Consider the following 13013-nt stretch of genomic DNA (forward strand, 5'->3'; position numbering starts at 1 on the left):
GTGTCCGGGGAGTCAAGAAAGCCGGAAAAGGCGATAAGTGAAGAAGTCATGCCGCAGCGAGCATAGATGCTGAGACCTGGAGCTAATATTATATGCTCTCGCATAAAATATTTATTTTAGATAAATTAGAATAAATTAAGAGAGTTGAAAAGTTCAAATTGACAAAAACGGCGTATCGTCAGTAAAATAAGAGCGTCAAATTCAATCCGTTTAAATCAGTTTAGTGTTTCATAAACTAAATCGAGCAGCGGGTTTTTCTTTAATGTTTAGTGTAAGCAGAGGTTCAGCAGGAGTATAACTCCGTCATGAATCCGTAAAACATTGGCGGTTTCCGGTGCAGCCGGAAGCCGCTTTTTGATCTCTTGATACCCCGTTTTCGGAATGTTCAAATTTGTGGAAAAGAACTGAGTCAAGGACGGCCCAAAACGGGTATAAAACCTTGGGCTGTATCCAAGCGAGATTAGAGGAGAGAACAGTACTATACTGATAAGGAGACGATATTCATGATGAATTCCTTGAACGGAGTACGCAAGCAGGAAGTTGAAGCGGCGAATGCAGCCCGCCGGGTCAAGCTGCCGGACGGTACGCTGGTGTCCGCGATCGGCCAGGGAACCTGGAATATCGGGGAGAACCCGTCTCGCAGAGAGGAAGAAATCGCTGCGCTGCGGCTCGGCGTCGAGCTCGGTATGAATGTGATCGATACGGCCGAGATGTATGGCGATGGCGAGTCCGAGTCGATTGTGGGGGAAGCGATCCGGGGGATTCGGGAGAACGTCTTTCTCGTATCCAAGGTCTATCCGCACAATGCCGGGAGAGACCGGCTGGCAAGAAGCTGCGAGGCAAGCCTGAAGCGTCTCGGAACGGACCATCTCGATCTGTATCTTCTGCATTGGCGGGGCGATGTACCTCTGGAGGAGACGGTGGAGGGCATGGAGCGTCTCGTCAAGGAAGGGAAAATCTCCCGTTGGGGCGTTTCGAATTTCGATTCGAAGGATATGAAGGAGCTGCTGGACGTCCAGGGCGGCGCGAACTGCGCAACCAATCAGGTGCTCTATCATCTCGGCTCCCGGGGCATAGAGGTTGAGCTTCTTCCATGGCAGCGGAGCAAGCTGATGCCGATCATGGCCTACTCTCCGCTCGCGCAGGCCGGCGCTCTCCGCAAAGGGCTGGTGAACAGTCCGGCTGTAATGGAGATTGCCGAGGCTCATGGAGTGCAGCCCTTGCAGGTATTGCTCGCATGGAGCATCCGCGAAGGCGGCGTGATCGCGATTCCCAAAGCTTCCACAAGAGAGCATGTGCTGCTGAACGCCTCGGCCGGATTGATCGAGCTGTCCAAAGAGGAAAGCGTCCGGCTGAACGAGGCTTTTCCGAAGCCCGCGTTCCGTGTGCCACTTGATGTGATATAAGCGATTATTAACGGAATATAGACAAGAATGTAGACGAAAGCCCGCGCGAAGCCTGATCAGGCTCTGTGCGGGCTTTCGTCTTGCCGGATTCATGTACATGAATGGCGGAGGTAAGGCCAAGCAACGTAAAAAGTAAAAGGCGCTTGCCGCCGCCGGTTCTACATCACTCAGCTCCGTTCGATAATCGTCTGCAGCGTCGTCTGGTCCAGTCCTTCGACCAGCTTGATCAGCAGCTCGCGGGCGGCATCGATATCATCGGTGTGGACCATCGAGGTCGAGGTGTGGATGTAGCGCGAGCAGATGCCGATAACCGCCGAAGGAACGCCGATGCCGCTGAGATGAACCTGTCCGGCATCTGTTCCTCCCTGGGACACAAAATACTGATACTTGATCTTGTGGGTATCCGCCATATCCTGCACATATTCGATCAGGCCCCGGTGGGTAACCATGGTCGGGTCGAAGATGCGCAGCAGCGCTCCTCCGCCAAGCTGGCCGAACGCCTGGCGGTCCCCGGTCATGTCGGCGGCAGCGCTGGCGTCAAGGCCGAAGAAGATGTCCGGCTGGATCAGATTGGCAGCCGTACGGGCGCCGCGAAGTCCGACCTCTTCCTGAACGGTAGCCCCGGCGTAGACGGTGTTCGGCAGCTTCTTGCCGCTCAGAGTCTTCACGAGGTCGATCGCGAGGCCTACGCCGTAGCGGTTGTCCCATGCCTTGGCGAGAATCTTCTTCGGATTGGGCAGGGGGGTGAACGGACAGATCGGCACAATCTGCTGGCCCGGCTTCACGCCGAAGCTCTCGGCCTCAGCGCGGCTGTCTGCGCCGATATCGAGGAACATTTTGCCGATTTCACCGGCTTTGGACCGTTCTTCCTGGCTCAACAGGTGAATCGGCGTGCTGCCGACCACGCCGGTAACGGGACCATTTGGCGTAATAATCTGAAGGCGTTGGGTGGAGACGGCAGATGCGAGCCAGCCTCCAAGCGGCTGAAAGCGGATCATGCCGTTCTCTGTGATGCCGATTACCATAAATCCGACTTCGTCAAAATGGCCGGCGACCATAATCTTCGGTCCGTTCTCCTCGCCGCGGAGCACGCCGAACAGGCTGCCCAGACGGTCGTGAATGAATTCATCCGTATAAGGGGTCATCGCTTCCTTCACAAACTGCCGCAGTTCGCGCTCGAATCCGGGAGCGGAGGGGAATTCGGTTAATGTTTTGAACATATCGAGGGTTTCCTGATTCATTTCTCTATCTCTCCTTTGAAGTACTCAATTCCTAAGTATGAACCTTTAGGAAAGGGTTGTCCATTTTTTGACACAGGGCACGGGAATAGCGAATAGGATATAACCGGGGAGAGGCTGGGCAGAACCGGAAAGGACGCGAGAGACATGGGGAAGAAGGCCAGGGAACGGGAGGCTGTTCTGGTACTCGTTCTATTTGTGCTGCTGGTGGTGATCCTGCTTTTTTATGCAAAAAGCTCCTGTAATAAGGAATCCTCCTGCGGCGAACAATAAAGGAAAATCTTTTATGCGATTCTGGTCCGCGGTGCGGACCCTCGTTCGCCAAAACCATAGGAGGTGCCTTCATTGCCGGCCAATACCAAAAGCCCGGGAGTCAAGCAGCGTCTTGATTCCCTGTCACCGGAAGCTTATAAGCAGGTTGCCAAGAAGCATGAGCCTTCGCGGCCCGTCGCCAAAAACTGTCTCCGCGCCTTTCTGTCGGGCGGATTGATCTGCATGTTCGGACAAGCCGTGCAAGAGATTTTCATGTACGCGTTCAATATGTCTTCCAGGGAAGCTTCAAATCCAACCGTCGCCGTGCTGATTCTCATTTCCGTCATATTGACCTGTTTCGGGGTATATGACAAGCTGGCCCAGTGGTGCGGGGCGGGAACGGCCGTGCCTGTTACGGGCTTCGCGAACAGCATGTGTTCGGCTGCGCTGGAGCATCGCTCCGAAGGGATTGTGCTCGGGGTGTCGGCCAACATGTTCAAGCTCGCCGGTTCGGTTATCGTCTTCGGGACCGTGGCGGCCTTCATTATCGGCATCATCTACGCTTTCCTGGGTCATGGGGGGAATCATTTATGAAGCAGCTCGGCAAGCAGACGTGGCAGTTTGACTCCCGTCCCGTCATCATCGGCTCCGCCGCCGTTGTAGGGCCGGAGGAAGGCGAGGGGCCGCTGTCTTCGGACTTTGACTTTATTTTTGACAGTCTGGAAATGGGGGAGAAGTCCTGGGAGAAGGCGGAGCGGAAGCTGTTCGAGAAAAGCGTGAGCCTGGCCCTCTTGAACGCCGGAATCGAGGATAAGGAGCTGGAATTCTTCGTCGGCGGTGACCTGATGAACCAGATTATTAGCGCCACCTTCGCGGCGCGGAAGGTAGGGGCGCCTTACTTGGGCGTATTCGGTGCCTGCTCGACCTCGATGGAGAGTTTAGCAGTTGCTTCCATGATTGTAGATGCCGGAGGAGCCAAGTATGCGCTTGCGGGAACCGCAAGCCATAACTGCACGGTGGAGAAGCAGTTCCGCTACCCCACCGAGTACGGCTCGCAGAAGCCCCCGACGGCCCAGTACACGGTTACCGGCTCGGGCTGCGCGGTCATTACGCGAAATGACGGGACCCGGAGCGGCCCTGTTGTAACTTCGGCCACAATCGGCAAGATTATGGATTTGGGGCTCAAAGACCCCTTCAATATGGGGGCGGCCATGGCGCCGGCCGCGGCTGATACGATAACCGCCCATTTCCGCGATACGGGACTGTCCCCGGGACATTACGACCTTATTGTCACAGGGGATTTGGCGTCGGTCGGGCTTCCCATCGCCAAGGAGCTTCTGGCCAAGGAAGGGATCCCCATGGAGCAGACGGAGTTCTCCGACTGCGGGCTGATGATTTACGACAGGGAGCGGCAGAAGTACGTGATTGCGGGCGCCAGCGGCTGCGGCTGCTCGGCGGCAGTGACGTACGGCCATCTTCTGAAGCGGCTGAAGAAGGGGCAGCTGAAGCGCATTCTGGTCGTTGCGACGGGAGCGCTGCTGTCGCCGCTGTCTTATCAGCAGGGGGAGAGCATTCCCTGCGTCGCCCATGCGGTCTCGCTGGAGAGCGGAGGTGAACAGTCATGATCTATGTATGGGCTTTTGTGGTTGGAGGGCTTATCTGCGTTGTGGGCCAGCTGATGATGGACGGCCTTAAGCTGACGCCAGCACACACGATGAGCACGCTTGTTGTTGCCGGAGCTGTTGCCGATGCCTTCGGCGTGTACGATCCGCTGGTGAAGTTCGCCGGCGCGGGAGCGACCGTGCCGATTACGAGCTTCGGCAATTCACTAGTCCACGGCGCGCTGACCGAGCTGGAACGCGACGGCTGGATCGGCGTTGTCACCGGCATTTTTGACATTACGAGCGCCGGGATATCGTCGGCGATCGTCTTCTCCTTTCTTGCCGCTCTGCTGGTGCGGCCGAAGGGATGATGTGCGAAGCAGAGGAACCGCCCGCCGGACAGGCACCGGCGGTTTTTTTGCGTCCGATACCTAGGTCCGCCGTGTCCGTTTCTCTTTCGCAGCACGCTGAAGCGCCCCCTTGATGCGCATCGCTTTGTTCAAGTGGACAAAATGATGGCGTGTGGCCGGCATCAGCATGAGTCCCCCTACGGTTTTGCCGCTCCAATAATCGGCCAGCCAGCCCGCCTGCGGCGTCACGGCTCCCTGCTCGCGGATGCGGAGAATGCGTTCCGGCTCCACCTTTCTTCTGAACTGCCCCGGCTCCATCGCCTCAAGAATTTCCCGGGTTCGCTGCGCCACCGCTCTCCGGTATTCCAGCAGCCCCTCCACCTGCATTTCCCTGCTCAGCTCCGCCATTTCCTCTTCGGTCATTTCATTGCCGGAATGAAAGAAGCGGATTCGCATAGCGTTCTGCATGCCGTCCTCTTCCAGCACCTGCCTGGAGCCAGCAACCAGCATATTCATCGTTATGTCCTCGATCCGCGCGCTGTGCCACAAATGCCAGACGACCGGGTTGCGGGTATCGGAAGACTGCACAGGGTAGCGGCGCAGCGTATCTTCCGTAATGTTCAATAGAAGCGTGTCCTCGTATCCGGCCAGGCCGTCCTCCCCGACAGAGGCATGCAGACGGCTGTGCAAACGCAGCAGCAGAGACACCGTCTCACGGTGCTCGCTCGGGACCAGAATCATGGCTGTCAGTCTTTTATGCTCCTCATTCCATGTCTTGCGCTCAGTTGAATTCACAGAAGGCCCTCCCAAGTTAGGCGAATTCACAACTTATCCTGATACATTTCCTCAAGAATGCGGAAAATCCTGCCGGAGGCGGAACGGATACGTATATATGTACGTATTTTTTTCAGGTTAACTGCACTGCAAATGTACTTTGCCCCTCCATATCATGTAAAATAGTAAGTATACGGTTATTCTGACTTAGGAGGTTTTGCTATATATGCCCGTACGCCAAGAATCGATGCAAATCGTCAATGATATCCGCATGAATTTAGAATCCTGCATTCTCGGCAAAACGTCTGAAATAAGACTTCTGCTGACGGCATTGCTTGCCGGCGGCCACGTTCTGATCGAGGATGTGCCGGGAACGGGCAAAACCCAACTGATCCGCGCGCTCGCCAAATCGATATCGGGCGATTACCGGCGGATTCAATGCAACCCCGACATTCTGCCGAGCGATATTACCGGAGTTTCGGTATATCATCCCCGGGACGAGATGTTCCATTTCCGGCCGGGGCCGGTAATGACGAATATTTTGCTTGCAGACGAAATCAACCGCGCGACGACGAAGACCCAGTCCGCCTTGCTTGAAGTCATGGAAGAGCGGAACGTAACGGTAGACGGGGAGACGTATGAGCTTCCGCATCCCTTCATGCTCTGCGCGACCCAGAACCCGATTGAATTCGAAGGCACCTATACGCTTCCCGAAGCCCAGCTGGACCGGTTCATGATGCGGATCAGTCTCGGTTATCCGGACGCGTCGACGGAGAAGAATCTGCTGCTCAGCCACCAGGACGGCCAGCCGGTGGACAAGCTTAAGCCTGTGACGGAAATGGAGCGAATCGCCTCCATTCAGGAAGAAATCCGGGACGTCTATATCAGTGAGCCCGTACTGGGCTATCTGCTGGACATCGTCCGGGGTACGAGAGAGCATCCGCTGGCCATGCTTGGGGCCAGTCCCCGGGCCGCGTTGTCTTACATGATGGCCTGCAAGGCCTTCGCCTTTCTGCAGGAGCGGGATTATGTGCTCCCGGATGATGTCAAGACGCTGGCATCCTACACGCTTGGCCACCGCATACTGCTGCGTCCCGAGTCAAGGCTCGACAACATCACCGCGAATTCGCTGCTGAACGGGCTACTGCACAGCATTCAGGTTCCCGTCACGATGAGGCAGTGATGAGACGTTATTTGTCCGCAGCCGCTTTGAAGCTGCCGGCCAAGCTGGCAGGCGTGATCGCTGTCTGGAGCGTCACCCTGCTGTATGTGCTGTTTCAGGGCGGCAAGACGTCAGTTATGCTGCTTACGATGGTGTCGGTCCTTATTCTATATTTGATCGCAGGCGGTTTCGCCGGTGTGCGGAGAGCTCAAGGCAGCCGGATGCTGTATCTGGAGGGGGAGAGACAGGATCTGCTTCATGCGGGAGGTTTCCTCCGGGTGAAGCTGGGGATTACGCTTCCCGGGTTCCTGCCGCTGCCATATGTCGTCGTTAAGGAAGTGCTGAAACGGCATAACGGCGAGTCCTGGATTTTCGAAGAAAGCGTGGTCCCGAACTTCAAGGGACATGGCGAGCTTAAATTTCAGACGCCTCCCTTGGAGCGGGGGCGCTATTTTTTCTCTGATACGGAGATTGCCAGCAGCGATATTTTCGGACTTGTTGAATATAAAGGGCGTTTTACAACACCAGGACAGTTCGGCGTACTGCCCCGGATGGTGCCCGTTACTTCGTGGATGCTCTATGAGCGCAATTCACGTGCGGCAGGACCCCAGGTGTCACTGGCGCCTTCGCGCAGGGAGACGACCCAGATCAATGGTGTCCGCGATTATGTATATGGAGACCGGATAAGCCGCATTCACTGGAACGCCACGGCGAGAACGGGCACATGGAAATCGAAGGAGTTCGAGCATGAGTCTCTTCCGAAGACGATGCTTGTGCTGGACGGAACGTCAACGGCATATGCCAATGAGCCGCAGTTTGAATTGGCCGTCTCGACGGCGGCTTCGCTGCTGGGCTACGGCATCCGGGATCGCATCGGCATGGGGCTGTGCTGCCTGGACAAGGAGATCAAGGTGTTCCCTCCCGCCGAGAGCGGCTCGGAGCGTCAGAAGATGATTCAGTATCTGGTCGACATTGAAGGAGAGGGGAAAGGTCCGCTCCTTCCAAGGCTGGAGAAGAGCTGGCGCATGTTCCCCAGGGGAGCCTATTTCGTGCTCATCAGCCCGCGGTCTGCCAGCGACTCGCTTGAAGCTTTGCGCTGGGCGGAGAGCCGGGGCATGACTCCCTGCCACATTCAGGTTAAGAACCCGCAGTCGCGCCGAAGCCATGAATGGCAGGATGATTCCAAGACGCAGGGATATTTGACACACCGGGTAGGCGATCTTCACGAGCTGCCCGCCGTGCTGGGAGGGTATCCGTCATGAGCGGCTGGTGGAATCAGCTGAAAGCTTCCTGGTATCGTTCCTTCAGCTTGCTGTGGATCTTCATTATCGCCTTGCAGTGGCTCTCCTATACCGATCCGGTCTGGCTTCAGCAGACGAGCGACTCGGTGCTTCTGACACTGACGGTGATCGCCGTAATTGAAATTTTGCTGCCGGTTCCGCTGCTGTACCGCATGCTGGTCGAAGGCTGTGCCATTCTGTATATCGTATTCAGGACAATTAATCATTACGGACTTTATATTCCTTATCCGTCAGCGCCCGCCGGCGAACGGCTGGACGATCTGCTGAATCAGATGACACCCTACCTCTGGTTCGCGCTCAGCGCCTGGGCGCTGATGCTTCTGGTCTCGTACGCCGTTACGAGCAAAGCCCGGATTCTGCTCTTTATCGGTACGAACATCACGGCGCTTGCTGCGCTGGATTCCTTCACATCCGAGGTGCTCTGGCAGGAGGTTGCATGGACGGTGTTAGCCGGTCTTGGCTGGCTGGTAACCCGGCATCTGAACAGCTTCCAGCGGCATTATCCGCGAAGCTGGAGGGCGATGCTGAACTATCCGCTCAAAATAGTCGTCAATATCGTCCTGGTTATCGCGCTGGTTATTATTGCCGGAGTTAATGTGCCATCCGTCCGGCCCACCCTGACCGATCCGTATACGGCATGGAGAGAATGGAACGGCACCGGAACTACTCAGAACCGGAGTGCCGCGAAGGCACAGACGGACAGCAGCGGAACGGGTTCCAAAGGCACCGCCTCGGGCTATAGCCTGGACGATTCCAATCTGGGCGGCGGCTTTGCCTTCGATTACTCTCCGGTAATGTCGATCACCACGGATACGCGCATATACATGCGCGGGGAGACGAGAAGCGTCTATTCCGGCAAAGGCTGGAGCGACAATATCCAGAGCCGGCGCGGCGGGCTGGACAGCGCCGAGGTCGGCGAGGAACTGGAGAACGACTATGCCTCCAAGGTTCCGACCAAGGAGCTGAAATATTCGGTCCGCATGCTGAGCAACAACCGCTATCCCGTGCTCTTTGGCGCCTATTCCATCTCCCGTATCGAATCGATTGAAGGGGGAAGCGAGGCGGAGGGCATTTCCTGGAGAAGCCGGGACGTGGAAGCCCTGGTAGGCAAGGATCTGGTCATTCAGGGGAAGTCCGGGACCTATCCGAAATCGTACGAGCTTACGTCGCAGCTGCCCGTGGTTCCCGTGCAGGAGCTTAGCGCCAAAACATTCTTCCAGCTTTATGATGGAAAGGATGTGCCGGAAACCTATCTGCAGCTCCCGGGCAGCTTCCCGGACAGGGTGCGGAATCTTGCCGCGGAGGTGACGGCGGGAGCCAATACGCCGTATGAAAAGATCCTCCTTCTGCAACAATACTTAAGAGAAACGTTTCCTTATACGAACCAGCCCGATCTGTCCCGCAAGAAAAGCAAGGATTTCGTGGAAAGCTTTCTTTTTGAAATCAAGGAAGGCTACTGCGACTATTATTCCACGGCGCTCGTGACGATGGCCCGCTCGCTGGACATTCCGGCCCGTTGGGTCAAAGGCTATGCGCCGGGTGAGCAGGCCCAGCTTCCGGATAACGTCGCGATGCAGGTCGGCCGGACGACGAACAGCAATTACACGATAACCAATGCGGATGCCCATTCCTGGGCCGAAGTGTATTTCGGGGACTACGGCTGGCTGCCGATTGAAGCCACACCCGGCTTTAGCGCACCGATGGAGACCGAGAACACAGCTGATGATCAGCCTCAGCCCTCCGAGAGTCCGGAGCAGAGCGCGGTGAATGAAGAGCAGACCGACCCTGCCGGCGATGCGACGGATACCGGCATGTTCAGTCCCTGGATCGTGGCCGCCGCTGCTGCTGTTATCGCGGGATGGGGGAGTTATCTTCTCTGGAGCCGCCGCGTGAGCCTGCGCTTCCTGCTGCAGCGTCTGCGGTATGGACGGCCGTTGTCACCGGCTGAGAGAATAGTCGCCGAGACGGAGCGCTGGGTGGCGATGATGAGAAGAAAAGGCTGCGGAAGGGAAGGGAACGAGACGCTGCGTGAATCCGTGAACCGGTGGAGCGGAGAACGGCCCGCTGCCGCAGGAAGTCTCGCCGCTCTGCTCGACGGGTTCGAGAAGGCGAAGTACAGTCCCGAAATAATAGAAGACAAAGATTGGCAAGCCGTGTATACTGAAACTTTACGGCTGCGTACGATTCTCAGACGGAAATAGCGGGCGGAGACCGCAAAATCTGCGGCTCTGTCCGGATTTTCGAAGAATTGAAGTTATGATATAGTTTGTCGTATGAAATCGAGGTGAACGTATGTTTGAAATGCTCGTCCCCAGACTTCGGGTGAATACGGTGTTCGACATCGATCTGGAGGACTTGTACAGGAAGGGGTACCGGGGCATTATTACCGATCTGGACAATACGCTGGTCGGAGCCAAGGCGCCGCTCGCCACGCCGGAGCTTCTGGTGTGGTTCGACAAGGTTAAGCAGCTTGGCTTCAAGCTGGTCATCGTGTCCAACAACAATATGGACAGAGTATCCAAATTTGCGACTCCGCTGAACATCGAATTCGTGCACGGGGCGCGCAAGCCCAGCAACGCTCCTTTCCACAGAGCGATGAAATTGATGGAGATTGGACCGGACAGCACGATCGTTGTCGGAGATCAAATGCTGACGGATGTGTACGGCGGCAACCGGCTCGGGCTATATACGGTACTGGTGCTTCCGATCTCTCCCAAGGACGAAGGGTTCGGGACGCGGATTAACCGCCGGGTGGAACGCATCGCGCTGACTCGGCTTCGCAAACAAGGATTGTGGCATGAGGAGGAAAGCAAGGAATGAATCAAGAGTTGGAACGACAGCAGCAGAGCCATTGCAGCGGCTGCGGCGTCAAGCTGCAGATCGGGAACCCGGAACTGCCGGGTTACTTGCCGGAGGCTGCTTATAACCGGGAGCCGGTCATTTGCCAGCGCTGCTTCCGCATCAAGAACTACAACGAAATGTCCTCGGTGTCCTTGGATCAGGACGAGTTTCTTCGTCTGCTCTCCGGCATCGGGGAGAAGAATGCGCTTGTGGTGCATATCGTCGATCTGTTCGACTTCGAGGGAAGCCTCATTTCGGGGCTGCAGCGGTTTGTCGGCAGCAATCCTGTTATTCTGGCTGTCAACAAATGCGATCTTCTGCCCAAGGTGACCAACTGGAACAAGCTGCGCAACTGGGTGCAGCAGCGCGCCAAGGAACAAGGCCTGAAGACGGCGGAAATCGTGCTGTGCAGCGCCAAGCGCGGACAGGGCTTCGACCGGCTGCTGGATGCGGTTTCATCGCTGCGCGGCCGGCGCGACGTCTATGTGGTCGGCGCAACCAATGTCGGCAAGTCCACCCTGATCAACCGGCTGATTTCGGATTACAGCGATCTGGAGCAGGAGCTGACAACCTCACGCTATCCCGGCACTACGCTGGACAGCGTCAAAATCCCGCTGGATGACGGTCATTATATCGTCGATACGCCGGGGATTGTCTACCCTTGGCGCTACAGCGAGCTGGTCGAGCGGCGGGATCTCGACGCCGTCATGCCCGTCAAGCCGCTGAAGCCGGCTGTCTACCAGCTAAACGCCGGGCAGACGCTCTTCTTCGGTGGAATGGGCCGCTTCGACTTCATTCAGGGCGAGCATCAGTCGTTCACCTGCTTCATCAGCGGCAGTCTCAAGATTCATCGGACCAAGCTGGAACGGGCCGATGAGCTGTACCGGGATCACCGGGGCGTGATGCTGGCGCCTCCGTCTCTGGAGGATGCGGACAAGCTGCCGCAATGGCAGCGGCATGAATTTCGAATCGGCCGGGGAAGCCGGAGCGACGTCTTCGTCTCCGGCCTCGGCTGGATCAAATTGAACGGAGCGGAAGGCGCAGTCGTCGCTGTCCATGTCCCCAAGGGCGTGAAGGTGCTGGTTCGCCCTTCGCTGATTTAAGGAAGGAGCGTTGTCCATGACCGCAACGGCTTTGCCGTGGGCTTCGGAGACCGGAGAGATCCTGCTCGGCGTTATCGGAAGTCCAATCGCACATTCCAAATCCCCGCAGATGCATACGGCGGGGCTCAAGGCACTCGGCATCAAGGGAGCCTATGTTCCGCTGCATGTGCATCCGGGCAGTCTCGGCGAGACGATTTCGTCCATCCGGACGCTCGGCTTCCGGGGAATTAATGTGACTCTGCCGCACAAGGTTGCCGTCATTCCTTACCTCGACGCCGTCGACCGGTCAGCCGAAGCTATCGGAGCCGTGAATACGATCGTCAATAACGGGGGAGTGCTGACCGGCTACAACACGGACGGGATCGGTTATGTCCGTTCACTGAAATCAGAGGCAGCCAGCGACCTTGCCGGCCGGCGGATTATGGTGATCGGCGCGGGCGGCGCAGCGCGCGGTATCTTGGATGCGCTGCTTCTGGAGCGACCCGCCTCGGTTATCATTGCGAACCGGAGCCGCGAGAAGGCAGCCGAGCTGGCGGAGAGCTGGAGCGGCCGCGGCGACCTTAAGGGAATCGGCCTCGGCGAGATTGAAGAATATGTCCAGGGGATGGACATTGTAATCAACACCACTTCGGTCGGCATGCACCCGAACGTGGACCAGATGCCGATCGATCCTGACATCCTTCCGGAAGGCATCGTGGTCAGCGACCTGATCTACAATCCGCTGCATACCCGCTTTCTGCTTGAAAGTGAGCGGCGGAAAGGCTGTGTGATTCACAGCGGAGTGGGCATGTTTCTCTACCAGGGAGCTTATGCCCTGGAGTACTGGACCGGACGCCCGGCGCCGATCAAGGAGATGCGGCAGGCGTTACTTGAGAGCCTAGGACATGAAAGCCGTACAGGCAATTAGTGCTGTCCAGGCAATCAGTTGTCCAGGCAATCAAATAGAAGCATACAGATTCGGGTAATATGTAGATAACACATGAAG

At 56.9% G+C, this 13013-nt stretch carries 13 protein-coding genes; 11 read left to right on the forward strand and 2 right to left on the reverse strand.

From position 1 onward, the window contains the following. Positions 1-506: 506 nt before the first annotated feature. A complete protein-coding gene (locus tag PSTEL_RS07835; RefSeq protein ID WP_038700362.1) occupies positions 507-1406 on the forward strand; it encodes an aldo/keto reductase in 900 nt (299 codons plus the stop codon). Positions 1407-1573: 167 nt separating this feature from the next. Here the strand turns inward: PSTEL_RS07835 and PSTEL_RS07840 are convergent, their stop codons facing one another. Then, positions 1574-2647, reverse strand: coding sequence for a M42 family metallopeptidase (locus PSTEL_RS07840; protein ID WP_038694542.1), 1074 nt, complete (start codon positions 2645-2647; stop codon positions 1574-1576). Between the two features lie 144 nt (positions 2648-2791). Between PSTEL_RS07840 and PSTEL_RS28690 the strand changes: the two genes are divergently transcribed. The 4 genes from PSTEL_RS28690 (at position 2792) to spoVAE (ending at position 4868) form a co-directional block, all read left to right on the forward strand. Continuing rightward, positions 2792-2917, forward strand: coding sequence for a hypothetical protein (locus tag PSTEL_RS28690; protein ID WP_281176763.1), 126 nt, complete (start codon positions 2792-2794; stop codon positions 2915-2917). 120 nt (positions 2918-3037) lie between these two features. Then, positions 3038-3490 (forward strand): stage V sporulation protein AC, encoded by a 453-nt coding sequence (spoVAC, locus tag PSTEL_RS07845; protein ID WP_425415277.1) that lies wholly within the window; start codon positions 3038-3040, stop codon positions 3488-3490. Next, the gene (gene spoVAD / locus PSTEL_RS07850) at positions 3487-4521 is read left to right on the forward strand and encodes a stage V sporulation protein AD (protein WP_038694544.1); all 1035 of its coding nucleotides are present in this window, start codon (positions 3487-3489) and stop codon (positions 4519-4521) included. Before spoVAC ends, spoVAD begins: the two co-directional genes overlap by 4 nt. Beyond that, a complete protein-coding gene (spoVAE, locus tag PSTEL_RS07855) occupies positions 4518-4868 on the forward strand; it encodes a stage V sporulation protein AE (RefSeq protein ID WP_038694545.1) in 351 nt (116 codons plus the stop codon). Before spoVAD ends, spoVAE begins: the two co-directional genes overlap by 4 nt. Before the next feature lie 60 nt (positions 4869-4928). On the opposite strand, the gene PSTEL_RS07860 is transcribed toward spoVAE, so the two are convergent. Then, complete coding sequence (locus tag PSTEL_RS07860) at positions 4929-5642, reverse strand: DinB family protein (RefSeq protein WP_038694546.1); 714 nt, start codon at positions 5640-5642, stop codon at positions 4929-4931. A gap of 205 nt (positions 5643-5847) precedes the next feature. Between PSTEL_RS07860 and PSTEL_RS07865 the strand changes: the two genes are divergently transcribed. The 6 genes from PSTEL_RS07865 (at position 5848) to aroE (ending at position 12935) form a co-directional block, all read left to right on the forward strand. Further along, positions 5848-6804: an AAA family ATPase gene (locus PSTEL_RS07865; protein ID WP_038694547.1), complete on the forward strand. Its 957-nt coding sequence runs from the start codon at positions 5848-5850 to the stop codon at positions 6802-6804. Next, complete coding sequence (locus PSTEL_RS07870) at positions 6804-8045, forward strand: DUF58 domain-containing protein (protein WP_038694548.1); 1242 nt, start codon at positions 6804-6806, stop codon at positions 8043-8045. The genes PSTEL_RS07865 and PSTEL_RS07870 overlap by 1 nt, the downstream gene beginning before the upstream one ends. Continuing rightward, positions 8042-10285, forward strand: coding sequence for a transglutaminase-like domain-containing protein (locus tag PSTEL_RS07875; protein ID WP_038694549.1), 2244 nt, complete (start codon positions 8042-8044; stop codon positions 10283-10285). Before PSTEL_RS07870 ends, PSTEL_RS07875 begins: the two co-directional genes overlap by 4 nt. Before the next feature lie 91 nt (positions 10286-10376). Then, positions 10377-10904, forward strand: coding sequence for a YqeG family HAD IIIA-type phosphatase (locus PSTEL_RS07880; protein ID WP_038694550.1), 528 nt, complete (start codon positions 10377-10379; stop codon positions 10902-10904). Next, positions 10901-12028 carry a ribosome biogenesis GTPase YqeH gene (yqeH, locus tag PSTEL_RS07885; RefSeq protein ID WP_052098270.1) on the forward strand — a complete coding sequence of 376 codons (1128 nt, stop codon included), beginning with the start codon at positions 10901-10903 and terminating at the stop codon, positions 12026-12028. The genes PSTEL_RS07880 and yqeH overlap by 4 nt, the downstream gene beginning before the upstream one ends. A 16-nt stretch (positions 12029-12044) precedes the next feature. Beyond that, on the forward strand, positions 12045-12935 hold the full coding sequence (gene aroE / locus PSTEL_RS07890) for a shikimate dehydrogenase (RefSeq protein ID WP_052098271.1): 891 nt from the start codon (positions 12045-12047) through the stop codon (positions 12933-12935). The last annotated feature ends 78 nt before the right edge of the window (positions 12936-13013 follow it).

Source organism: Paenibacillus stellifer, assembly GCF_000758685.1.
Classification (GTDB): domain Bacteria; phylum Bacillota; class Bacilli; order Paenibacillales; family Paenibacillaceae; genus Paenibacillus_AQ; species Paenibacillus_AQ stellifer.

What these genes read in the sequence shown, in the direction of transcription:
- PSTEL_RS07835 (WP_038700362.1), top strand. Translation starts at nt 507, where the DNA reads ATGAATTCCTTGAACGGAGTACGCAAGCAGGAAGTTGAAGCGGCGAAT.
- PSTEL_RS07840 (WP_038694542.1), bottom strand. Translation starts at nt 2,647, where the DNA reads ATGAATCAGGAAACCCTCGATATGTTCAAAACATTAACCGAATTCCCC.
- PSTEL_RS28690 (WP_281176763.1), top strand. Translation starts at nt 2,792, where the DNA reads ATGGGGAAGAAGGCCAGGGAACGGGAGGCTGTTCTGGTACTCGTTCTA.
- spoVAD (WP_038694544.1), top strand. Translation starts at nt 3,487, where the DNA reads ATGAAGCAGCTCGGCAAGCAGACGTGGCAGTTTGACTCCCGTCCCGTC.
- spoVAE (WP_038694545.1), top strand. Translation starts at nt 4,518, where the DNA reads ATGATCTATGTATGGGCTTTTGTGGTTGGAGGGCTTATCTGCGTTGTG.
- PSTEL_RS07865 (WP_038694547.1), top strand. Translation starts at nt 5,848, where the DNA reads ATGCCCGTACGCCAAGAATCGATGCAAATCGTCAATGATATCCGCATG.
- PSTEL_RS07870 (WP_038694548.1), top strand. Translation starts at nt 6,804, where the DNA reads ATGAGACGTTATTTGTCCGCAGCCGCTTTGAAGCTGCCGGCCAAGCTG.
- PSTEL_RS07875 (WP_038694549.1), top strand. Translation starts at nt 8,042, where the DNA reads ATGAGCGGCTGGTGGAATCAGCTGAAAGCTTCCTGGTATCGTTCCTTC.
- PSTEL_RS07880 (WP_038694550.1), top strand. Translation starts at nt 10,377, where the DNA reads ATGTTTGAAATGCTCGTCCCCAGACTTCGGGTGAATACGGTGTTCGAC.
- yqeH (WP_052098270.1), top strand. Translation starts at nt 10,901, where the DNA reads ATGAATCAAGAGTTGGAACGACAGCAGCAGAGCCATTGCAGCGGCTGC.
- aroE (WP_052098271.1), top strand. Translation starts at nt 12,045, where the DNA reads ATGACCGCAACGGCTTTGCCGTGGGCTTCGGAGACCGGAGAGATCCTG.